Source organism: Phenylobacterium composti DSM 19425 (assembly GCF_059568645.1).
The window spans coordinates 430081-452818 of sequence record NZ_JCANTT010000013.1; the positions used below are offsets into that span (position 1 = coordinate 430081).

General features: G+C 70.5%; 20 protein-coding genes. 12 read left to right on the forward strand and 8 right to left on the reverse strand.

Going from position 1 to position 22738, the window contains the following annotated elements; genetic code table 11:
- The first annotated feature begins 19 nt into the window (after positions 1-19).
- Positions 20-430, forward strand: coding sequence for a TIGR01244 family sulfur transferase (locus BO64_RS08395; protein WP_496402834.1), 411 nt, complete (start codon positions 20-22; stop codon positions 428-430).
- Positions 427-1311 carry an MBL fold metallo-hydrolase gene (locus BO64_RS08400; RefSeq protein WP_496402835.1) on the forward strand — a complete coding sequence of 295 codons (885 nt, stop codon included), beginning with the start codon at positions 427-429 and terminating at the stop codon, positions 1309-1311. The genes BO64_RS08395 and BO64_RS08400 overlap by 4 nt, the downstream gene beginning before the upstream one ends.
- Here BO64_RS08400 and BO64_RS08405 read toward each other — a convergent pair.
- The 3 genes from BO64_RS08405 to pdxH all read right to left on the reverse strand — a co-directional run bounded on the left by BO64_RS08405 (position 1308) and on the right by pdxH (position 5204).
- Positions 1308-2954, reverse strand: a complete 1647-nt coding sequence (locus BO64_RS08405; RefSeq protein ID WP_496402836.1) for a long-chain-fatty-acid--CoA ligase — start codon at positions 2952-2954, stop codon at positions 1308-1310. The genes BO64_RS08400 and BO64_RS08405 overlap by 4 nt on opposite strands.
- An 85-nt stretch (positions 2955-3039) precedes the next feature.
- A complete protein-coding gene (locus BO64_RS08410) occupies positions 3040-4542 on the reverse strand; it encodes a bifunctional aminoglycoside phosphotransferase/ATP-binding protein (RefSeq protein ID WP_496402837.1) in 1503 nt (500 codons plus the stop codon).
- Positions 4539-5204: a pyridoxamine 5'-phosphate oxidase gene (pdxH, locus tag BO64_RS08415; RefSeq protein WP_496402838.1), complete on the reverse strand. Its 666-nt coding sequence runs from the start codon at positions 5202-5204 to the stop codon at positions 4539-4541. Before pdxH ends, BO64_RS08410 begins: the two co-directional genes overlap by 4 nt.
- Before the next feature lie 81 nt (positions 5205-5285).
- Here pdxH and BO64_RS08420 point away from each other — a divergent pair, with 81 nt between their 5' ends.
- The 3 genes from BO64_RS08420 to BO64_RS08430 all read left to right on the forward strand — a co-directional run bounded on the left by BO64_RS08420 (position 5286) and on the right by BO64_RS08430 (position 7765).
- Positions 5286-5984: a J domain-containing protein gene (locus BO64_RS08420; RefSeq protein WP_496402839.1), complete on the forward strand. Its 699-nt coding sequence runs from the start codon at positions 5286-5288 to the stop codon at positions 5982-5984.
- A 49-nt stretch (positions 5985-6033) separates the two neighbouring features.
- The gene (gene aroC / locus BO64_RS08425) at positions 6034-7143 is read left to right on the forward strand and encodes a chorismate synthase (RefSeq protein WP_496402840.1); all 1110 of its coding nucleotides are present in this window, start codon (positions 6034-6036) and stop codon (positions 7141-7143) included.
- Positions 7144-7261: 118 nt separating this feature from the next.
- A complete protein-coding gene (locus BO64_RS08430) occupies positions 7262-7765 on the forward strand; it encodes a response regulator (RefSeq protein WP_496402841.1) in 504 nt (167 codons plus the stop codon).
- Between the two features lie 43 nt (positions 7766-7808).
- On the opposite strand, the gene BO64_RS08435 is transcribed toward BO64_RS08430, so the two are convergent.
- From BO64_RS08435 to queC, 3 genes are read right to left on the reverse strand one after another with little or no spacing between them, the layout of a single operon-like run.
- A complete protein-coding gene (locus tag BO64_RS08435; protein WP_496402842.1) occupies positions 7809-8183 on the reverse strand; it encodes a 6-pyruvoyl trahydropterin synthase family protein in 375 nt (124 codons plus the stop codon).
- A gap of 34 nt (positions 8184-8217) precedes the next feature.
- A complete protein-coding gene (gene queE, locus BO64_RS08440) occupies positions 8218-8850 on the reverse strand; it encodes a 7-carboxy-7-deazaguanine synthase (RefSeq protein WP_496402843.1) in 633 nt (210 codons plus the stop codon).
- A complete protein-coding gene (queC, locus tag BO64_RS08445) occupies positions 8847-9581 on the reverse strand; it encodes a 7-cyano-7-deazaguanine synthase QueC (RefSeq protein ID WP_496402844.1) in 735 nt (244 codons plus the stop codon). Before queC ends, queE begins: the two co-directional genes overlap by 4 nt.
- A 254-nt stretch (positions 9582-9835) precedes the next feature.
- Here queC and BO64_RS08450 point away from each other — a divergent pair, with 254 nt between their 5' ends.
- The 3 genes from BO64_RS08450 (at position 9836) to BO64_RS08460 (ending at position 16870) form a co-directional block, all read left to right on the forward strand.
- Positions 9836-12682 carry a TonB-dependent receptor gene (locus BO64_RS08450; protein WP_496402845.1) on the forward strand — a complete coding sequence of 949 codons (2847 nt, stop codon included), beginning with the start codon at positions 9836-9838 and terminating at the stop codon, positions 12680-12682.
- Between the two features lie 418 nt (positions 12683-13100).
- Complete coding sequence (locus BO64_RS08455; RefSeq protein WP_496402846.1) at positions 13101-15581, forward strand: TonB-dependent receptor; 2481 nt, start codon at positions 13101-13103, stop codon at positions 15579-15581.
- 173 nt (positions 15582-15754) lie between these two features.
- On the forward strand, positions 15755-16870 hold the full coding sequence (locus BO64_RS08460) for a response regulator (protein WP_496402847.1): 1116 nt from the start codon (positions 15755-15757) through the stop codon (positions 16868-16870).
- 22 nt (positions 16871-16892) lie between these two features.
- Here the strand turns inward: BO64_RS08460 and BO64_RS08465 are convergent, their stop codons facing one another.
- The gene (locus BO64_RS08465; RefSeq protein WP_496402848.1) at positions 16893-18089 is read right to left on the reverse strand and encodes a M24 family metallopeptidase; all 1197 of its coding nucleotides are present in this window, start codon (positions 18087-18089) and stop codon (positions 16893-16895) included.
- A gap of 118 nt (positions 18090-18207) precedes the next feature.
- On the opposite strand from BO64_RS08465, the gene BO64_RS08470 reads away from it, so the two are divergent.
- The 4 genes from BO64_RS08470 to hisC all read left to right on the forward strand — a co-directional run bounded on the left by BO64_RS08470 (position 18208) and on the right by hisC (position 21922).
- Complete coding sequence (locus BO64_RS08470; protein WP_496402849.1) at positions 18208-19122, forward strand: aminotransferase class IV; 915 nt, start codon at positions 18208-18210, stop codon at positions 19120-19122.
- Positions 19119-19838: a sulfotransferase-like domain-containing protein gene (locus BO64_RS08475; protein WP_496402850.1), complete on the forward strand. Its 720-nt coding sequence runs from the start codon at positions 19119-19121 to the stop codon at positions 19836-19838. Before BO64_RS08470 ends, BO64_RS08475 begins: the two co-directional genes overlap by 4 nt.
- A 113-nt stretch (positions 19839-19951) precedes the next feature.
- Positions 19952-20761: a chorismate mutase gene (locus tag BO64_RS08480; RefSeq protein WP_496402851.1), complete on the forward strand. Its 810-nt coding sequence runs from the start codon at positions 19952-19954 to the stop codon at positions 20759-20761.
- Between the two features lie 12 nt (positions 20762-20773).
- Positions 20774-21922: a histidinol-phosphate transaminase gene (gene hisC, locus BO64_RS08485; RefSeq protein ID WP_496402852.1), complete on the forward strand. Its 1149-nt coding sequence runs from the start codon at positions 20774-20776 to the stop codon at positions 21920-21922.
- A gap of 47 nt (positions 21923-21969) precedes the next feature.
- Here the strand turns inward: hisC and BO64_RS08490 are convergent, their stop codons facing one another.
- A complete protein-coding gene (locus BO64_RS08490) occupies positions 21970-22719 on the reverse strand; it encodes a prephenate dehydrogenase/arogenate dehydrogenase family protein (RefSeq protein WP_496402853.1) in 750 nt (249 codons plus the stop codon).
- Positions 22720-22738 lie beyond the last annotated feature (19 nt).

Here is a 22738-nt window from a genome sequence, read left to right on the forward strand (position 1 = left end):
GCCAGAACCGAGAGTTCCGATGTCCGACTTCCGACGCGTCACCGACGACTTCACCACGTCCCCGCAGATCAGCGTGACCGACGTGCAGGAGGCCGCCCGCCAGGGCTTCCGGACCATCATCAACAACCGCCCCGACGGCGAGTCGCCGGACCAGCCCTCCAGCCAGGAGATCGAGGCCGCCGCCCGGGCCGCGGGGCTCGCCTACCACCACATCCCCGTCGTCGGCGGCCCGACGCCCGACCAGGTGGCGCAGATGCAGGCCGTGCTCGCCGAGGCCGAGGCGCCGGTCCTGGCCTTCTGCCGCTCGGGCACCCGCTCCATCGTCACCTGGTCCCTCAGCCAGGCCCTCTCCGGGGCGCGGCCGCGGGACGAGCTGGTGCAACTGGGCCGGGCCGCCGGCTACGACCTTTCCGGCGTGCTGGGCGGATGATCCCCTACGTCCGCGAGATCGACGTCGAGTACGGCCGCTGCGATCAGGTTTCGCCCCTGATCCGGCGGGTGATCGCCAACAACCCGAGCCCGTTCACCTACGTCGGCACCGGCACCTACATCGTCGGCCGTGGCGAGGTGGCGGTGATCGACCCCGGCCCCGACGATCCGGCGCACCTAGCGGCGATCCTGGCGGCCATCGCCGGCGAGCGGGTGACCCAGATCCTCATCACCCACCACCACTCCGACCACTCGCCCCTGGCCCGGCCGCTGCAGGCGGCGACCGGGGCGCCCATCGTAGGCTGCCCGGCCCCCACGGCCGACGCCGAGGACGAGGGCGAGGTGAAGATGGAGGCCGGTCACGACGCCGCCTTCCGGCCCGACGTCAACGTCTGCGGCGGCGGGACGATCTCGGGCCCCGGCTGGACCTTCGAGGCGATCCCGACCCCGGGCCACACCTCGAACCACATCTGCTACGCCCTGAAGGAGGAGAACTGCCTGTTCTCCGGCGACCACATCATGGGCTGGTCGACCACGGTGATCACGCCCCCGGACGGGGACATGACCGCCTATCTGAAGAGCCTCGACCTGATCCAGGCCCGGGGCTTCTCCACCCTCTGGCCGACCCACGGCCCGCCGATCCGCGACGTGGCGCCCTTCATCGACGCCTACCGGGCGCACCGGCAGGAGCGGATCGACCAGATCCTGCGCGCCCTGGAGGCCGGCCCCGGCACCGTGGCCGAGCTGACCCCCAGGCTCTACGCCGATGTGGATCCGCGCCTGTGGCCGGCGGCCTCACGCTCCATGCTGGCGGCGATCATCCACCTGGAGCGCGAGGGCAAGGTGACGGCGGGCGAGGACGGAGCCTACCGCCTCGCCTAAGCCTGGACCGGCTGCTGGGCGGTGGGCAGGACGTAGTCCTTCATCCGCTCGCGGATCAGCTTCTTGTCGATCTTGCCGGTGGCGCCGAGCGGGATCTCGTCCACGAACACCACGTCGTCGGGCATCCACCACTTGGCGATCTTGCCGTCTAGGAAGGACAGGAACTCGGCCTTCTCGGCCGTTTCGCCCTCCTTCAGCTTCACCAGCAGCACCGGCCGCTCGTCCCACTTGGGGTGGGCCGCGCCGATCACCGCGCAGAGGGCGGCCTTCGGATGGCCGACGGCCAGGTTCTCGATCTCGATGGAGCTGATCCACTCGCCGCCCGACTTGATCACGTCCTTGGCGCGGTCGGTGATCTGCATGAAGCCATGCTCGTCGATGGTGGCCACGTCGCCGGTGTCGAAGTAGCCCTCCTCGTCGAGGATGTCGCCGCCCTCGCCCTTGAAGTAGCGGCCCACCACGAACGGCCCGGACACCTTCAGGCGGCCGAAGGTGGTCCCGTCCTGCGGCAGGCGCCGGCCCTCGTCGTCGGTGAGCTTCATCTGGATGCCCAGCGGGGCGCGGCCCTGCTTCAGCTTGAAGCGCAGCTGCTCTTCATCGCTCATCTGGGCGATCTTGGCGTTGGGCGTGGCCTGGGTGCCGAGCGGGGAGGTCTCGGTCATGCCCCAGGCGTGGGTCACGTCCACCCCGAACTCGTCGCGGAAGCCGCGGACGATGGCCTCGGGCACCGCCGAGCCGCCGATCACCACCCGCTTCAGGGTGGTCAGCGAGCCCTTGGTCTCCCGCAGGTGGGTGAGCAGCATCTGCCAGACGGTGGGCACCGCCGCCGAGAAGGTCACGCCCTCGGTCTCTAGCAGCTCATGCACCGAGGCGCCGTCCAGCTTCTGGCCCGGCATCACCAGCTTCGAGCCCACCGCCGGCGCCGAAAAGGCGATGCCCCAGGCGTTGGCGTGGAACATCGGCACCACGGGCAGCACCACGTCCTTGGCGGTGATGCCCAGCACGTCCGCCCCCAGGGTCACCAGGGTGTGCAGGAAGTTGGAGCGGTGCGAATAGAGCACGCCTTTCGGATTGCCCGTGGTCCCCGAGGTGTAGCAGAGGCCGGCCGCGGTGTTCTCGTCGAAGCCGCCCCACACGCAGTCGGGCGAGTGCTGCTCCACCAGTTCCTCGAAGCAGAGCGCGCCCGGCAGGTCGACGCCCTTCATCCCCTCGCGGTCGGTCATGACCACGATGTGCTCCACCGTCGGCAGGTTCGCCCGCTGCTGGGCCAGCACCGGCACGAAGGTCAGGTCGGTGAAGATGATCTTATCTTCGGCGTGATTGATGATGTAGCAGAGCTGCTCGACGAACAGCCGCGGGTTCAGGGTGTGGCAGATGGCCCCGATCCCCATGATCCCGTACCAGGCCTCGAGGTGGCGGGCGGTGTTCCAGGCCAGGGTCGCCACCCGGTCGCCCCGCTGCACCCCGAGGGCCTTCAGGGCGTTGGACAGCCGCTTGGCCCGCTCGTGGGCCTGGGCGTAGGTGGTCCGCACGATGGGGCCTTCCACCGAGCGGCTGACGATCTCGCGGTCGCCATGCCAGTCCCGGGCATGATCGAGGATCTTGTCGACCGTCAGCGGCCAATCCTGCATGAGGCCCAGCATCTGTGCGCTTCTCCCAACTGAACGCTTGTTAGTTGGGTTTACGCTTAGTGACGCGCCGTCATTTAGGCAACGGCGTGCGGCGAAATCACGCCGCCCGGGTCTCAGCCCATGCCCGGGCCGCGGCCTCGGGCGAGACCGAGGTGTCGAGCCGCCGCCAGGGGATGGCCGGGTCGAGCGCCTCGAACTGTCCGCGCAGGACCTCCACCGTGGCGTCGGAGGCGTCGCCCTTGCGGGCCGCGACCCGGCTTTCCAGCACCGCCAGGGGCGCCTCCAGCCAGACGCCCTCGAAGTCGACGCCCGCCTCCGCCGCCAGGGCCTCGGCCCGGGCCCGCATGGCGGGGTTGGTGAAGGTGGCGTCCAGCACCACCGCCCGCCCGGCCGCCAGCAGGGCGCGGGCGTCGGCGAACAGGGTCTCGTAGGTCCGCGCGTGCAGCTCGGGCGTATAGGCCGCCCGGGAGACGGCCTGGGTCGGGGGCACCCCCAGCAGGCGCTTGCGCACCTCGTCGGTGCGCAGGACCACCGCCCCGGGCGCGGCCCCCAGCGCCGGCGCCGCGGCGCGGGCGAAGGTGGACTTGCCCGAGCCTGAGAGGCCGCCCACCGCCAGCAGGGCCGGCGGGGTCGGGGCGAGGTGGCGGATGGCCGCCTCCACATAGGCCCGGGCGATCTCGTCGCGGCCGCTGTGGGCCTCCACATGGGCGCGGACGGCGGCGCGCACCGCCAGCATCAGGGGCAGGGTCGCCAGACCCTCCCAGATCCCTTCGCCAAAGGTCCGGGCGGCCTCGTCCACATAGGCTGACAGCACCCGCACCGCCGCGTCCCGCCGGTCGCGGAAGTCCAGGTCCATGAGCAGGAAGCCGAGGTCGTAGAGGACGTCCAGGTCCGACAGCAGGTCGTTGAAGTCGATGCAGTCGAACAGGATCGGCCGGCCGCCCTCCATCAGGATGTTGCCCAGGTGCAGGTCCCCGTGGCAGCGGCGGGCGAAGCCCGAGGCGGCGCGGCGCGCCAGCAGCGGCGTCTGCCGCTCCAGCTCGGCCTCGGTAAGGGCGATCATCCGCTCGACCCGCTCCGGATCGAGCCCCGGGCAGGTCTCCCGCAGCAGTTGGGCGTTGGAGCCGACGGTGAAGGCGATGGGCGCCAGGCCGCCCTCGGGCCGCAGAGGGGCGGCGGCGTGGAAGCCGGCGATGGCTCGCCCCAGGGCCTCGGCCAGCTCCCCGTCCACTGTCTCGGGTTGGGCCGAAAGCACCCCGCCCTCGTCGAAGCGGCGCATCTCCAGCACATGTTCCACCACCTCGCCCCGGCCCTCGATCGCCAGGCTGCCGTCGGCCTCGCGGGTGATGGCGCGCACGGCGCGGTAGACGTCGGGGGCGGACGCCCGGTTGAACTCCAGCTCGCGCCCCAGGGCCCACCGCCGGAGCTCGGCGGTGGAGAAGTTGGCGTAGCCCAGATCCACGCGCCGCTTGATCTTCCAGGCGGTGTCGCCCGCCAGGAACACATGGGCGCAGGCGGTGTCGATCCGCCGCTCCGTGCGGGCCTCCAGGAAGGCGATCACCTCGGCCTCGCTGACGCCCACGGCCAGGGCTTCGCTCAAGGGAACAGCCTGTGCGTGGCCCAGCCCTCGCCCGAGCGGGTGAAGACCAGCCGCTCGTGCAGGCGGAACGGCCGGTCCCGCCAGAACTCGATGCGCTCGGGCGTCACGCGGAAGCCCGACCAGTGCGGAGGGCGCGGCACCTTGCCCAGGCCGAAGCGCAGACCCACCTCGGCGATCCGCTTCTCCAGGGCCATGCGGTCGGGCAGCGGCCGCGACTGCTCCGAGGCCCAGGCCCCGATCTGCGCCGGGCGCGCCCGGGTGGCGAAATAGGCGTCGGCCTCCTCGGGCGTCACCGGGCTCACCGTCCCACGCACCCGCACCTGCCGGCGCAGGGACTTCCAGTGGAACAGCAGCGCCGCCTTGGGCTGGGCGGCCAGTTGCCGGCCCTTGGCGCTCTCCAGGTTGGTGTAGAAGACGAAGCCCCGCTCATCGACGTCCTTGAGCAACACCATCCGCACGTCCGGCATGCCGGTCTCGTCCACCGTGGCCACGGCCATGGCGTTGGCGTCGTTGGGCTCCTTGGCCACCGCGTCCTTCAGCCAGGCGCGGAACAGCTCGTAAGGGTCGGTCTCGGCCAGCAGCGGCGGCGGCTCGGCGGCGGCCACCTGGCGGACATAGTCGTCCTCGGACGGAGACGGCGGGATCAGGCTCTTGTCGGTCACGGGCCCGCATATACGCCCCCGTGGCGCGGGCGGCGAGATTTAACCCCGCCTTTAACCCTGTCCGGCAAGGCTGTCGGAACCATGGCCCGGCCCCGTTCCGAGATGACGCTGAAGATGGCGCGCGAGGTGCTGGGCGTCAGTTCGCTCTCCACCCCGTCGGAAATCCGCGCCGCCTTCCGCGAGGCCGCCAAGCGCGCCCACCCCGACGCCGGCGGCAGCGACGGGGCCTTCCGCCAGGTGGTCGAGGCCTATCGACGCCTGCGCAACCCGCTCGTGGACGACGGCCTGGCTCCGCCGCCCGCGCATCGGCCGCCGCCGACGCCCGCGGCCCAGCTCGTCATCCCGCCGCAGACCGCCCTCCTGGGCGGGACCGTCGAACATCGCACGGCCGATGGGCGCACCCTGCGCATCACCCTGCCCGCCGGTCTGCGCACCGGCGACAAGGTCCGGGCCGGCGGGACGCAGCTCGAGGTCTATGTCCGGGCCGAGGACGGGGTCCTGGTCCGCGGCCACGACCTCTGGATGACCGCACACGTCAGCCCCGCCACGCTCCGGAAGGGCGGCCGGGTCAGCCTCGATACGCCCCTGGGCAAGCGCATCGTCTGGATCACCCGCAAGGCCGGCGAGCGCGGCCTCGTGCGGCTCGAGGGCCAGGGTCTCCCGGCCCGGGGCCGCCATCCCCGCGGCCATCTCTTCATCCGCCTCGCCCAGACCTCGGGCGCCGCCGACAGCGCCGCCCTCTCCCTGCTCCGCCGTTTCGCCGCCGCCTGGGCGGCTTGAGCGGCGGCGTTTGGTGAACCGGCGGGCCTTGGGCTAGAGACGCCGCGACATGTCGCACAACACCTTCGGCCACCTCTTCCGCGTGACCACCTGGGGCGAAAGCCACGGCCCGGCCCTGGGCTGCGTGGTGGACGGCTGCCCGCCCGGCGTGCCGCTCACCGAGGCCGACATCCAGCCGTGGCTGGACCGCCGCCGCCCCGGCCAGGGCAAGTTCGTCACCCAGCGCCAGGAGCCCGACGCCGTCCGCATCCTCTCGGGCGTGTTCCAGGACGAGCGCACCGACGGCCAGGTCACCACCGGCGCGCCGATCTCCCTGCTGATCGAGAACACCGACCAGCGCTCCAAGGACTATTCCGAGATCGCCCAGGCCTTTCGACCGGGCCATGCCGACTATGCCTATTTCGCCAAGTACGGGGTGCGCGACTACCGCGGCGGCGGCCGGGCCTCGGCCCGGGAGACGGCCGCCCGGGTGGCGGCCGGGGCCATCGCCCGCAAGCTGCTGCCGGGGGTGACCATCCGTGGCGCCGTGGTGCAGATCGGCCCCCACGCCGTCGATCCTGAGCGGATCGACTTTGGCGTCACCGGCGAGAACCCCTTCTGGGCCCCCGATCCCGAGATCGTGCCGGTCTGGGAAGAGCACCTGGAAAAGGTCCGCAAGTCCGGCTCCTCCACCGGCGCGGTGGTGGCCGTGGAGGCCCTGGGCGTGCCCGCCGGCTGGGGCGCCCCCCTCTATGGCAAGCTCGACGCCGAACTGGCCGCGGCCCTGATGTCCATCAACGCCGCCAAGGGCGTGGAGATCGGCGCAGGCTTTGCGTCCGCCGCCCTCTCGGGCGAGGAGAACGCCGACGAGATGCGGATGGGCGCCGACGGCCCCGTCTTCCTGTCCAACAAGGCCGGCGGGGTGCTGGGGGGCATCTCCACGGGCCAGCCGGTGACCGCGCGGGTGGCCTTCAAGCCCACCTCCTCGATCCTCACCCCGCGCCGCAGCGTGGACGAGGCCGGGCGCGAGATCGACCTGCGCACCAGGGGCCGCCACGACCCCTGCGTGGGCATCCGCGCCGTGCCGGTGGTGGAGGCCATGGTCGCCTGCGTCCTCGCCGACGCCTGGCTGCGGCACCGGGCCCAGACCGGCGGCGGCGCCCACGTCCCCGGCGCCTGAGGCCGCCCGGCGGGCCAAGCCTCGCCATTGACCGGGATCGGCGGCATACCTATTGAGCGCGCGCCGTCGTCGCCACGGGAGGCAGGCGTCGGCTGCGGAGGGGACGTTCGGTCAGCCGTTGCGGTACGACCTGCTCAGGATTCTGCTCGTCGACGACAACCACCACATGCGGGTGCTGTTGGCCGAGATCCTGCGCGCCATCGGCGTCACCCAGATCTACGAGGCGAACGACGGGGCCGAAGGGCTCCAGATGATGCGCAACCATCCCATCGACATCGTCATGACCGACCTGTCGATGCAGCCCCTGGACGGCATCGACTTCGTCCGCCTGCTGCGCAATTCGCCCGACAGTCCCAACCAGCTCTGCCCGGTGATCATGATCACCGGCCACTCCACCTTCGCCCGGGTCAATGAGGCCCGCGACGCCGGGGTGAACGAGTTCCTGGCCAAGCCGCTCACCGCCCGGGGGGTGGTGGAGCGCATCCATCAGGTGGTGGAGAACCCGCGGCCCTTCGTGCGCACCGCCGACTATTTCGGCCCCGACCGGCGCCGCCGGAACGAGCCCGAATACGCCGGACCCTGGCGCCGCGCCACCGACCCCGGCGTCGCGGCCCGGAAGTAAGTTCTGAAGTCAGCCGGCCCGGTCAGCCCTCCAGGCGGCCGGGTCAGGCCACCTGCATGGCGCAGCTCTCGCCGATGGTCGGGCGCGAGACCACCACCCGCGACAGGCCGGGGAACGGGCCCTTCAGCCGCTCTGCGAAATACATGCAAAGGTGCTCCAGGGTCGGGCGCTCCAGCCCCGGCTTCTCGTTGAGCAGGCAGTGGTCCAGCTCGGCCGCCACCGCCTTCAGCGCCCCGTCGAGGTCGGCGAGGTCCGCCACCCAGCCGACCGGCTCCTGGGCGTTCCCGCGCACCGTGGCCTCCACCTTGAAGGAGTGGCCGTGGAGGCGCGAATAGGGCCGGTGCTGCGGCCCGTCCTCCAGGTAGTGCGCCGCATCGAAGGTCGCGGCCTTGGTGATCTCGAAGACTGGCTGGCTCATCAAACAATCAAGGTGCGGCCGCCCGGCGACAGGCCTAGGCGATGCCGAGGTATTTGTGGGTTTGCACGCTTAAACGCCAGCGAGGGTGCGCGAGGCAATAGGCGATGGCCGCCTGCGTATTCTGGACGCGGTCCGGCCCGTCCATGGGCTGCAGCAGGAAACGCTCGAAATCGAGGTGCTCGAACCGCTCGGGCGGCGCCTTCTCCTGCGGGAACACCAGCTTCAGCTCCTGGCCGGAGGTCTGCACCACCTGGGCGTCGGCCTTCGGGCTCACGCAGATCCAGTCGATGCCCTCCGGAACCGGCAGGGTGCCGTTGGTCTCCAGGGCGATGGAGAATCCCCGGCCGTGCAGCGCCGCGATCAGGGGCGGGTCCACCTGCAGCAGCGGCTCGCCTCCGGTCAGCACCACCAGGCGGTGGTCCGGCCCGCCGACCCAGGCGGCCTCCACCGCGGCGGCCAGGGCCTCGGCGTCGGCGAAGCGCCCGCCCCCCGGCCCGTCCATGCCCACGAAGTCGGTGTCGCAGAAGGTGCAGACCGCCTTCTCCCGGTCCTCCTCCCGGCCGCTCCACAGGTTGCAGCCGGCGAAGCGGCAGAACACCGCCGGCCGGCCGGCTTGGCCGCCCTCGCCCTGCAGGGTGAGGAAGATCTCCTTGACGGCGTAGCTCATGCGGCGAGCGCCGGCCGGCCTCCCGCCGCCCATTCCTCGAAGCCCCGGGCCCGCAGCTCGCAGGCCGGGCAGGTCCCGCAGCCATGGCCCCAGGGATGCAGCACCCCGCGCTGCCCGGCGTAGCAGGTGTGGCTGGCCTCCACGACCAGGGTCACCAGGGCCTCGCCGCCCAGCTGCTTGGCCAGCGCCCAGGTCTCGGCCTTGGTGAGATGCATCAGGGGCGTCTCGATGCGGAAGTCCTGCGCCATGCCCAGGTTCAGCGCCGCCTGCATGGCGTCGATCGCCTCCCGGCGGCAGTCGGGGTAGCCCGAATAGTCGGTCTCGCACATGCCGCCCACCAGCACCGGGACGCCCCGCCGGTCGGCCAGGGCGGCGGCGTAGGTCAGGAACACCAGGTTGCGGCCGGGCACATATGTGTTGGGCAGCCCTTTCTCGGTGATCTCGAACGCCCGGGCCTCGGTCATGGCCGTGCCGCCGATGGCGCCGAAGCCGCGCATCTCCAGCATGTGGTCCTCGCCGAGCCGCGCCGCCCACTCGGGGAAGGCCTCGGCCATCCGGGCGCGCACCTCCTGCCGGGCCTCAAGCTCCACGGCGTGCCGCTGGCCATAGTCGAAGCCCACCGTCTCCACCCGCGCGTAGCGGGACAGCGCCCAGGCCAGGCAGACGGTGGAATCCTGGCCGCCGGAGAACAGGACAAGGGCCGCGCCACGGCCCGCGGAAGGGTCGGTCATCGGCCCCATATGGGCCGGAACGCCCTCGAGGGGAAGCGACGTAGGGGAAAGTTGGTTGGCGCCGGCGCCACACTGTTGGGCGAACGCGCATATTTGAACACGAGGCGCCCGCTAGCCTTCGTTGACACGGGCGTCATCGAGAGCCAGCCTCATGGTCAAGTTGCCGGGGGGCACGCCGCACTCCCCGCAACGCATTTCTGCGGCGATCAGGCGAGAAGGGCCGAAAAGAGCCCGCGCCTCTGGGAGGAAAACTGATGAAAAGTGCAAGCCTTCGCGGCGTGCTGGCTGCTGGCGTGTCGTTCGGCGTGATGTGCGCCTTTGCGGGAACGGCCTCGGCCCAGACCGCCGGCGCCAACGTCATCGAGGAACTGGTCGTCACCGCGCAGAAGCGCGCCGAAGCGCTTCAGGACGTGCCCATCGCCGTCTCCGCCTTCGACCAGAACGCCCTTGAGAAGTCCAAGATCGACGGCGGCCCGAACCTGGTGCTGGCCGTGCCGAACGTGAACTTCTCCAAGGGGAACTTCACCGGCTACAACTTCCAGATCCGCGGCATCGGCTCCAAGCTGGTCTCCGCCTCGGGCGACGCCGGCACGGGCATCCACCTGAACAACGCCCCGCTGATCGCCAACAACCTGTTCGAGACCGAATTCTACGACATGGAGCGCGTCGAAGTGCTCCGCGGTCCGCAGGGCACCCTCTACGGGCGCAACGCCACGGGCGGCGTGGTCAACCTCATCACCGCCAAGCCGGTGGACACCTTCCAGGCCAACGCCCGGGCCGAGTACGGCAACTACGACTCGATCAAGCTGCGGGGCATGGTGAACATGCCGCTCGGCGACACGTTCGCGGTCCGCCTGGCCGGCAACTATCTGAAGCGCGACGGCTACGGCACCAACCTGGCCACCGGCAACGACGCCGACGACCGCGATCTGTGGGGCGCCCGGGCGACCATCTCCTTCAACCCCTCCGACCGCTTCCGCGCCTGGCTGCTCTACGATCACTTCGAAGAGCACGACAACCGCTCGCGGATCGGCAAGCAGTTCTGCACCAAGGACCCGGGCCCGGACAACATCGGCGGCCTCGCCTATTCGGCGATCCCGGCGGTGGCCGACATTCAGCGCGGCTTCTTCGTCCAGGGCTGTCTGCCGACCTCGCTGTACGACCCCAGCGCCCTCGGCACGGTGAACTCCCAGGGCACCCTGGGCGGTCTGTTCGCCGCCCTCGGCGGCTTCCAGACCGGCGACGCCTACGCCGGCAAGATGCAGACCAAGGACGTCCGGGACATCGAGTCGCTGTTCGACCCGATCTACAAGTCCAAGACCGACATCTACGAGTTCAACGCCGAGTTCGACCTCACCGACAACCTGACGGTGAACTGGCTCAGCGCCTTCACCTTCTACAAGCTCTACACGCGCCAGGACTACAACCGGTACCTGCCGTCGAGCCTCTTCAACACCACGCCCAATCCGGTGAACGCCTTCGCCTCCGCCCCCATCCCGGGCGGCTACGCGGCGGTCTACAACCTGCTGTTCCCGGGCGGCGTCATCAACGACCCGCAGAACGGGGCGCAGAACCGCTTCACCACCAGCGACATCTCCTCGGCCAACGCCGAGCAGTGGAGCCACGAGCTGCGGCTGCAGTCCGACTTTGACGGGCCGTTCAACTACAACATTGGCGGGATGCTCACGAAGTTCGAGACCGAGACCGACTACTTCGTGATGTTCAACACCGGCACCGGCTACATCCAGATCAACAACCTGCTGTCGGCCGGCGACGCCAACTGCGTGGGCGCCGCCCCCTGCATCAGCGTCGACCCCAGCGCCGACCCGACCCGCCAGGGCCACAACTACTACGACAACTACACGCCGTACTCCCTGAAGTCCTACGCCGCCTTCGGCGAGCTCTACTGGGAGATGACCGACACCTTCAAATGGACGCTCGGCCTCCGCTACACGGTGGACGACAAGAAGGTGCAGGCCAATTCGGTGGCCCTGAACACGCCCGGCGTCGGCCCGATCCCGATCGGCACCCAGAAGGTCAAGTTCAAGGAGACCACGGGCCGCTTCGGCTTCGACTGGAAGCCCGAGCTGGACTTCACCAACGACACCCTGGTCTACGCCTTCTACTCGCGGGGTTATAAGGCCGGCGGCGTGAACCCGCCGTTCAGCCCGGGCGTCGGCGTGGTGCCGGTGTCGCCGATCTTCCAGCCGGAGTTCATCAACTCCTACGAAATCGGCACCAAGAACACCCTGGCCAACGGCACCCTGCAGCTGAACCTCACCGGGTTCTACTACGACTACAAGGACTATCAGGTCTCGAAGATCGTCAACCGGACCTCGGTCAACGAGAACATCGACGCCGAGGTCAAGGGGCTCGAGTTCGAGTCCATCTGGCAGCCCCTGGACGGCCTGCGGTTCAACGCCGCCATCGGCTGGCTCGACACCAAGATCAAGGGTGGCGACTCCATCGACACCTTCAACCGGACGCAGAGCGATCCGCGTCTGACCCTGATCAAGTCGAGCGCGGCGGCCAACTGCGTGGTCTCCACCGCCGACGCCCAGACGGCGCTGGCCATCTCCAACGGCCAGGTGCCGGGCTTCACGCCCAACCCGTTCAACCTGCTCGGGGTCTGCACCCTGGTCAGCGAGGCCGGGGCCGGCTCGAACATCGCCGGCACGGGCGCCATCGCGGCGGGCACCAACGCCTTCGGCGGCCTGGTCTCGGAAGGCGTTCCGGTCAGCCTGGACGGCAACAAGCTGCCGAACTCGCCGGAATGGACCATCTCGCTGGGGGCCCAGTACACCTGGAACCTGGGCGACTGGGAGGCCACCCTGCGGGGCGACTACTACAAGCAGACCAAGACGTTCGCCCGAATCTACAATTCGGACGCCGATCGCATCCGGTCGTGGGACAACGTCAACCTGACCCTGACGGTAAGCAATCCGGACCTGGGCGTCGAACTGGGCGCCTTCGTCAAGAACGCCACCGACGAGGAGGCGATCACCGACTTCTACCTCACCGACGACAGCTCGGGCATGTTCCGCAACGTGTTCTACACCGAGCCGCGCACCTACGGGATCTGGATCTCCAAGTCGTTCTAAGACCGAAGTTCCATCCCAGAAGCCTTCGGGGGCGGCGGAGCAATCCGCCGCCCTTTCTTCATGCCCGCCGCAGGGTCCGCCCAGCCCGCCTCAGGGTGCTCGCCAAGGCCGCGCCGGCTCCACCAATCCCCGCCCGTTTTGAGTCGAAGGTACGGCGACTGGCCGTGCGCCGCCTCCACCGGCCCTTTGGCACAAGGGATTCGAAAACCATTGTTCACTTTTGTGCATCCGATTTGAAAGTGCGGTACTTCCGCAACAGGCCCGCAAAACCGTCGCTGAATCGTCTTAAGTTATCGACGTACAGTTGACGTCTCGGGGCTCCGCGCCAGAGGGTCCGCCACAGGCGCCTCCCCGCGCCTCACCAACCAACAAACCAATGAGGCCGCGGCCCGTAACCGCGCGCCCAGGGAGGACATTGATGTCGCAAACCGCTCACGCGCGGAGTCTGCTCGCTGCGAGCGCTTCGGCCCTGGCCCTCGTCGCCGTCGCCGCCCCGGCCATGGCGCAGGACGCCGCCTCGCAAGGCGCCCTCCTCGACGAACTGGTCATCACCGCCGAAAAGCGCGAGCAGTCCCTCCAGGACGTGCCGGTGGCGGTGTCGGCCTTCACCTCCGAGAAGCGCGATATCGCCGGCATCACCGGCATCCAGGACTTCGTGAACTTCACGCCCGGCATGAACTATTCGGGCACCGACCGGGTCAGCCTGCGCGGCGCCGGCCGCAACACCTACTACATCGGCAACGACCCGGGCGTGGCCTCCTACTCGGACGGCTTCTACTCGGCCTCCTCGTCCGAGCTGTTCAAGACCCCGCTGTTCGTGGAGCGCACCGAGATCCTGCGCGGCCCGCAGGGCACCCTCTACGGCCGGAACGCCATCGGCGGCGCGGTCAACCAGATCTCCAAGCGCCCGAGCCACGAGTACAGCGGCGAGATCCGCGGCCTGGTGGGCAACTACGACCGCTACCGGATCGAGGGCGCGGTCTCCCTGCCCGTGGCCGACAACCTGCGCTTCAAGATCGGCGCGAGCCACGACGACCAGGGCAAGGGCTTCATCAAGAACATCGGCCCGGCCAACGACGGCGCCTTCATCAAGCGCAGCTACTACGAGGCGCAGATGGAGTTCGAGCCCACCGACCGGCTCGACATCTTCGTCCGCTACAACCGCTCGGTCTGGGACGACACCATGGGCGTGGGCGACCGCCTCGCCAACCTGACCACGCCCTACGACACCACCCGCGTCTTCGGCCCCATCGGCCAGCTGCAGGTGAACCCGCAGTTCGGCTACACCAAGCCGAACCCGGGCGTCGCCGACCCGTACGTGATGGACACCAACACGGACGGCTACGGCCAGCTGCGCGGCAACCACGTGGCCATGACCACGATCACCTACGACCTGGGCTTCGCCGACCTGAAGTATATCGGCGGCTTCCAGAAGTATAATTACCAGACGGGTGGCGACTACGATAACACCAGCCGCACCGACCCCATCCTCGGTGTGCTGGCGGTCCCGTATTTCCCGACCCAGACCACCGATTTCGACGAGCACAAGTGGTACTATTCCAACGAGGTCAACCTGACCTCGAATGGCGACGGGCCCTTCCGCTGGATCCTCGGCGTCTATCAGTACCATGAGAAGTACCGTCAGCGGATCCAGCTGGCGAACCCCAACCAGGTCCAGCTCGCCACGCCGTTCACCCTGGCGGGCGACCTCGCCGCGCCGAACCCCGAGCGCAACTTCGTCGACAGCCAGTCGGCCCTGAAGTCCAAGGCCTGGGCCGTGTTCGGCCAGGGCGCCTACGAGTTCAACGACGAGTTCGCCCTCACCGTCGGCCTGCGCTACACCAAGGACAAGAAGTCAGGCGATGAGTACCAGCGCCTGATCCTGCAATCGCCCTCCGTCATGAACGGCGCGATCGCGGTGGACGTCTCCAGCGACATGGACCCGAACGCCCCCGGCGTTCAGAACTACCGCAGCCTGTCCGACAGCTGGGATGCGGTCACGGGCGTCCTCAACCTCGACTGGACCCCCGACGCCGACACCCTGGTCTACGGCAAGTACAGCCGCGGCTATAAGTCGGGCGGCTTCCTGCTCGGCACCCTGGCGCCCGATCCGGAGGCCGACGAGGAGAAGGTCGACGCCTTCGAAGTGGGCCTGAAGAAGACCTTCGCCGGCCGCTTCCAGCTGAACGCGGCGGCCTTCTACAACGACTACGAAGGCCTGCAGCTCAACCTGTCGCAGCTGAACGCCGCCGGCACCTCGGCCTCGAACAACTTCGTCAACGTCGACGCCGAGGCCTACGGCCTTGAGCTCGAAGCCATCTGGCGGCCGATCGAGAACCTCGACCTGTCGGCCAGCTACGGCTACCTGCACACCGAGATCACCGACGGCTGCTGCTTCTACGACCCGGCCGACCCGGGCGCCCTCGACCCGCGGGCGACCCCGGCCGGCGGCTCGGCCAACTCCAACGGCGCCCCGCTGGTGTTCCAGACCCTCAAGGGCTCGCGGATCTACCAGTCGCCGAAGCACAAGTTCGCCGGCAACGCGAACTACACCTTCAACTTCGACGCGGGCGACCTGATCCTGTCGGCCACCTACACCTGGACCGACAAGACCTACTACCAGCCGTTCAAGAGCGAGGCGAACCGGGTCAAGGCCTACGACGTCACCGACCTGCGCGTCCTCTGGAACGACGGCCAGGACCGCTACACGGTCATCGGCTTCGTGAAGAACGTGTTCGACAACAAGGGCTTCACCTCCAACGGCTCGAACGCCCCGTCGGCCATCTACGACGTCCCGCCGAACCCGCAGGCCGGTCTGCTCACCCAGACCCGCACGGCGATCACCCGCGGCCTCATCCAGCCGCGGACCTACGGCGTGGAGCTGCAGTACCGCTTCTAGTTTCTCGGCGCGTTTCCTCCCAGTTGCGCCACTGGCGGCAGGCCCCCGGCCTGCCGCCATTTTTTACCCGCCGGCCGACCGCGCTCCGCGACCCTCGGTTGCGGGATTTAACCTATGTGCAAGCCGCCGCGGCCAAAGTGTCCGGGCCCAGTCCTCGAGAGCCGTCCGGCGCCATGTCCCTACCAGAGTACTTCTTCGAGCGTGTGAGCGCGGACTTCCGCCAGCAGCTTGAGGGCGTGCAGGCCCTGGCCGAGCGGCTGACCGACCGCCGCCTCGCCCCTGACGCCCAAGCCTGCGTGGAGGGCATCGCCGAGGCCGCCGTGGGCCTGCGCCGCCTGCTGGACAGCGCCCTCGACCTGCGCGCCGCCGCCCGCGAGACGCCCAGCCTCACCCTCGCCCCGGTGCGCCTGCGCGAACTGGCCGATGCGGTGCAGGAAACCTGGGCCCGCCGGGCCGGCCCCGCCGGCGTCACCCTGCTCGTCTCCTACGACGGCGATCCCGAGGCCTGCGCCCTGGCCGACCGCGACCGGCTCCTGCAGGTGTTCGACGGCCTCATCGGCGAAGCCGTCGGGGCCCGCAGCCGCACCGCCGTCGAGGTCACCCTGCGGACCATCGCCGCCGCCTCCGGCGTCCGACTGGAAGGCCGCGTGCGCGGCGCCCGCCACGGGGATGTCGTCCCTCTCGCCCTGGACGGCCACAACCTGGAAGGCCGCATCCGCGCCATCGACGCGCGCCTGGGCCTGGAGGCCGCCCTCTCGGCCATGCTGGCCCGCACCGTGCTCGAGGCCATGGGCGGGCGGCTGACACGGGAGACCTGCGCCGGCGCCTCCGAGACCCTCGCCTTCACCCTGGACCTCGCCCCGGCGCCGGCCGCCGAGCCCGAGGTCCACCCCTCGGCCCCGCGCCCGGCCCATGTGCTGGTGGTGGACGACAACGCCACCAACCGCATGGTCGCCCAGAGCCTGGTGGAGATGTTCGACTGCACCTCAGAGGCCGCCGAGGACGGCATGGAGGCCGTGGAGGCCGTCCGCAGCGGCCGCTTCGACCTGGTGCTCATGGACATCCGCATGCCGCGCATGGACGGGGTCGCCGCCACCCGGGCGATCCGCAGCCTGCCCCTGCCCGGCGGCGCCATCCCGATCATCGCCCTCACCGCCAACGCCGACCCCGACGACGCCGACCGCTACCTGGCCGCCGGCATGAACGCCGTGGTCGAAAAGCCCATGAAGCCGGAACAGCTGCTCCAGGCCCTGCACCAGGCCCTGGCCCCGGCGAAGGACGCCGCCTGATCCGCCCCGCCTGAAGCCTTCGCTAGACCGGCCGGTCGATGGCCGGTTGGGGCGGCGTGAACCAGGCCGCCCCGTCCTCGGTGACGTGGAAGTGGTCCTCCAGCCGGACCCCGAAGCGGCCCGGCACGACGATCATCGGCTCGTTGGAGAAGCACATCCCCGGCTGCAGCGGGGTCTTGTCGCCGCGCACGAGGTAGGGCGCCTCGTGGATCGACAGGCCGATCCCGTGGCCGGTGCGGTGGGGCAGGCCAGGCAGGCGGTAGTCCGGGCCGAAGCCCTCGGCCTCCAGCGCCCGCCGGGCCACGGCGTCGATCTCCTCGCAAAGCACGCCCGGCCGCACGGCGGCGAAGGCCGCCGCCTGGGCCCGCTTCTCCACCTCCCAGACCCGCAGGACCTCGGGGCTCGGCTCGCCGAAGACATAGGTGCGGGTGATGTCCGAGTTGTAGCCCTGCACCTGGCAGCCGGTGTCGATCAGCACGAGGTCGCCCTCGCTCAGGCGCTGCTCCCCCGGCACGCCGTGCGGATAGGCCGAGGCCTCGCCGAACTGCACCGCACAGAACGACGAGCCGTCGTCGGCGCCCAGGGCCCGGTGCGCCTGGTCGATGAAGCGCCGCACCTCCCCCGTGGTGATCCCCTCGCGCAGGATGCGGGCCGTCCGGCGATGGACCTCCAGGGTCATGGCCTTGGCCTGGGCCATCAGGGCGAGTTCGGCCGGCGACTTGGTCATCCGGCAGCCGTCGATCACCGCCGCCCCGCTGGTGGTCTCGATGTCCGGGGCGGCGCTCCGCAGGCCGTCGAACATGAAGAAGGCCAGGGCCGGATCGATGGCCAGACGCCGCGCCCCAAGGTCGCGCAGCACCTTCGCTGCCAGGGCGTACGGGCTCTCATGCTCCTCCCAGAGCGCCAGGGCCGCCTCGATCCCCAGGGAGGCCTTCAGCGAGCCCTCCTCGAAGGCCGGGCAGATCATCACCGGCGCGCCCGAGCGCGGCAGCAGCATGGCCACCAGCCGCTCGGCGGCGCCCCAGCCGACGCCCGCGAAATAACGCAGCGAGGCGCCCGCCCCGACGATCAGGGCGTCCGCCCCCAGCTCTGCCATCAGCCCCTGGGCCTTGGCCAGCCGCGCCTCGCGCTCCTGCCGGGTGATGGCCGGCGCCGGGCTGGGCCAGGGCGTCAGCTCCGCCAGTTCCCGCTCGATGGTCGATCCGCCGATGAAGCCCATGGTTCCGTCCTTCCGCGCCGGTCCGCCTCCATAGGCTCCGCCGCGTCCCGGGTGAAGCGCACGGCTTGCGCGAGGCGGGCGGCTCGCGGTCTATGGGGCCGACAGCTTGGGGGAGAGCATGGCCGGCAGCCAGGATTTCGCCGCCGATCCGCGCAACGCGGACCTGAAGATCTACGTCAACGGCGACCTGGTCCCGCGGGCCGAGGCCAAGGTCTCCATCTTCGACGCCGGCTTCGTCCTCGGCGACGGCGTCTGGGAAGGCCTGCGGCTGCACAAGGGCCGGCTGCTGTTCCTGGAGGCCCACCTCGACCGCCTCTACCGCGGCCTGAAGGACATCGCCCTCGACATCGGCCTCCCCCCCGACGAGCTCACCGCCGAGATCCGCCGCACCCTCGAGGCCAACGGCATGGAGGACGGGGCGCACCTTCGCCTGATGGTCACCCGGGGCGAGAAGGCGGCCGTGAACCAGGACCCGCGCAACTGGCTGGGCCGGCCCACCATCGTCATCACCGCCGAGTACAAGCAGCCGTCCGCCGAGATCGTCACCCGGGGGCTGGCCCTGGCCACCTCGTCCATCGTCTGCACCCCGGCCGAGATGTTCGACATGCGGCTGAACTCCCACAGCCGCCTCAACCTGATCCGCGCCCTGATCGACGTCATGGACCGGGGCGGCGACGAGGCCCTGATGCTGGACCCGCACGGCTACGTGTCCAGCTGCAACGCCACCAACTTCTTCTGGGTGCGCGACGGCGAGGTGCGGACGTCCAGGGGGGACTACTGCTTCAATGGCGTCACCCGGGCCAATGTCATCGCCCTCTGCCGCGAGGAGGGCCTGCCCCTGGTGCTCGGCGACTTCCCCGTGGAGGACGCCCGGGCCGCCGACGAGGCCTTCGTCACCGGCACCTTCGGCGGCCTCACCCCCGTGCGCGAGATCGACGGGCGGACCTTGCCGGAGGCCCTGCCCGGGCCCGTCACCACCCGCCTGCGCGCCGCCTATGAGCGCCTCAAGGACCGGGACGCGGGCCTGCTATGACCGTCCGGATCGCCATGTGGTCGGGGCCGCGGAACATCTCCACGGCCATGATGCGCAGCTTCGAGAACCGGCCCGACTGCCAGGTGGTGGATGAGCCCTTCTACGCCGCCTACCTGGCCGCCACCGGCCTCGACCATCCCATGCGTGACGAGGTGCTGACCGCCCAGCCCACCGACTGGCGCGAGGTGGTCCGCGGCCTCGACGCCCTGGAGGCTCCGGTCGTCTACGAAAAGCAGATGGCCCACCACATGCTGGACGGCTTCGGCCTCGATTGGACCGGCGGGCGGGTGAACGCCTTCCTGATCCGCGACCCGGCCGAGGTCCTGGCCTCCTATATCCAGAAGCGCGGGACCGTGACGCTCGACGACATCGGGGTGGTGCGCCAGCGCGAGATCTTCGAGCGCGAGGCCGACCGCCTCGGCCGCCCCCCGCCCGTGGTCCGCGGCGCCGATGTCCTGGCCGACCCGTCCCGGGTCCTGGGCGCCCTCTGCGCGGCCCTGGGGATCGCCTTCGATCCGGCCATGCTCAGCTGGCCGCTCGGCCGCCGGGCCAGCGACGGGGTCTGGGCCCCGGCCTGGTACGACAGCGTCGAGCGCTCCACGGGCTTTGCGAAGCCCGTCCGCGCCGACTATCCGCCCCTGCCCGACGCGCTGCGCCGCATCGCCGACGCGGCCCGGCCGCACTACGAGGCCCTGGCCCGCCACGCCCTCGGCTGAGGATCGCCGCCGGCCTGGGCGCCTGCGGCCCGCAACTTTATTGCGGCCATCCGGGCTATTGCGCGTGCGCCCGCGATGACCTAACCGGCTGACCTTCGTTTCGGGGGTAAATTATGGCCGGCACGGCGAAACCAGCGGCGTCCGCTCCGACACTGGACGAGGTGCGCCAGCGCATCGACGCCATCGACGCCGACCTGCTGCGCCTGCTGGACGAGCGCGCCGGCCTCGCCCGGGCGGTGGCGGCGGCCAAGGCGGCGGCGGGCGACGCGGGCAAGTTCGGCCTGCGCCCCGGCCGCGAAGCCCAGATCGTCCGCAAGCTGGTGTCCGCCCCCCGGGCCGCCGCCACCCCCAGCCTGGTGGTGCGCGTCTGGCGTGAGCTGATGGCGGAGAGCCTGGCCCTGCAGGGCCCGTTCCAAGTCAGCGTCTGGGGCGGCAAGGACCCGGCCCGCACGGCCGAGCTCGCCCGCCTGCGCTTCGGCGCCGCCCCGCCCATCCGCTACGTAGACAAGCCCGAGGAGGCCATCGCCGACGCCAAGGTGGTGGGCGGCGTCGCCGTCCTCGCCCTGCCCCGCGACAGTTCCTGGTGGGGCCGCCTCCTGGCCGAGCCGCGGCTCAAGGTGTTCGCCGCCCTGCCGTGCCTGGCCGCCTGGGGCCCCATGGGCGCCCTGGCCGTGGCCGAGGTGGATGTGGAGCCCACCGGCGGGGACGTGACCTTCTGGGTCACCGACGCCCCCGGGTCTGCGGCGGCCATCGAGGAGGCCCTGGGCCGCGACGGGGTGGCGGCTGAACTGCTGCGCGAGAGCGGCGGACTGAAGCTCTTCTCCCTGGCCGGCTACTACCAGCCCAATGACGAGCGCCTGGCCCGGGCGCCGGGCCGCCTGACGGGCGTCATCGGGGCTGCGCCGGGGCCGCTGGACGTGTAAGACGCGGCCGCCATGGCCGACTCCAACACTCCCGCCGCCGACACCACCGACGAGCGCGCCCGCGCCTCCCGCCCCCTGCCCAAGGCCGGGATCATGGACATCCACGCCTATGTGCCGGGCAAGGCCAAGGCCGAGGGCGTCGCCAATCCGGTCAAGCTGTCGGCCAACGAGAACATCCTGGGCTCCAGCCCCAAGGCGCGGGAGGCCTACGCCGGCGCCGTCGACCAGCTCCACGTCTATCCCGACAGCCGCACCAACCTCCTGCGCGCCGCGGTGGCCGAGGACTTCGGCCTGGAGCCCGAGCGGCTGATTTTCGGCCAGGGCTCGGACGAGGTGTTCCAGCTCCTGAACCAGGTGTTCCTCGAGCCCGGCGACAACATCGTCCAGGGGGAATACGGCTTCGCCGCCTACGCCATCGGCGCCCGCGCCTGCCAGGCCGAGGTCCGCACGGCCAAGGAGCCCAACTACCGCATCGACGTGGACGAGGTGCTGAAGGTCGTCGACGCGCGGACCCGCCTCGTCTTCATCGCCAACCCGGCCAATCCCACCGGCACCTGGATCCCGTTCGACGAGGTGGTGCGCCTGCACCAGGCCCTGCCGCCCAGCGTGGTGCTGGTGCTGGACGGCGCCTATGCCGAATTCTGCAAGGATCCGACCTTCTCGGACGGCCTCGACTACGCCCGCACCCAGGCCAATGTCGTGGTCACCCGCACCTTCTCCAAGCTGCATGGCCTGGCGGCCCTGCGCGTGGGCTGGGCCTACGCCCCCGAGGAGATCGCCGCGGCCATGGATCGCATCCGCCTGCCGTTCAACATCTCCATCCCCGGCCAGCTCGCCGCCGTCGCCGCCCTGCGCGACGTGGAGTTCCAAGAGCGCTCCATCGCCCATGTGGAGCAGTGGCGCCCCTGGCTCGCCCAGCAGCTCGGCGGCCTGGGCCTGGAGGTGGTGCTGCCGTCGGCGGCCAACTTCCTGCTGGTGGGCTTCCCCGACACGCCCGGCCGCACGGCCAGGGACGCCGAGGCCTTCCTGGCCGCCCGGGGGCTGCTGGTGCGCGGGGTCGGCAACTACGGCCTGCCCGGCCACATCCGCATCACCATCGGCCTCGAGGAGCACAACCGCGCCGTGGTGGAGGGCCTGCAGGCGTTCTTCGCCCAGGCCTGACTTCGCCCAGGCCTGACTTCCCTTAGGCTGAGCCGGCCGCCCGGCTCTCAGGCCTGCTTGTCGCGGGAGGCCGCCACCTGGTCGAGCAGGCTGCGGGCCTGGTCGACGAAGGCCTGCACCACCTGAGGCGCGAAGGGGTTCTGGGTCTGGATGGCCGTGAACAGCTCGAAGGTGTCCGCCCCGATCAGGCCGCACAGGTCCAGGAGATGCTGGTACGACTGGGTCGCCAGCCGCTCGTCCGGGATGCCCAGGTTCACGAGGCTGCGGCCGATCAGGTGGGTCAGCGCCTGGACATAGGCCATCTCCCGATCGTGCTCCTCGGGCGTGGTCACCGTCACCGCCAGCCCCAGCTCCCGGCCGAGGGCCGCCACCCGCTCGTGGCGCTGGCCGCGCACCGGGCAGATCACGAAGCGCAGGCCCGGCAGGCCGTCCCGGGCCACCGACTGCGGGCCGAACAGCGGGTGGGTGGCCACCAGGTCCACATGCTCGGGCAGGAGCTCCAGCATCCACTGGCTGGGCAGCATCTTCACCGAGCCCACATCCGCCACCAGGGCCCCGGGCTTCAGGTGCGGGGCGATGGCCTTGAACACCTCGCGCATGGCCGCCACCGGCACGGCCACCACCACCACCTCCCGGGACGCGGCCTCCTCCAGCGGGCCGAAGCCCACGCCCAGCTCGGCGGCGCGGGCGGCCGCCTCCGGCGCCGGGTCGCTGACCAGGACGTCGAAGCGGTCCTTCAGGATGTCGGCTGCGAGACGGCCGAACTGGCCGAAGCCGATGAGACCCAGGCGTTTCATGGCGCGCTCGATAGCTGCG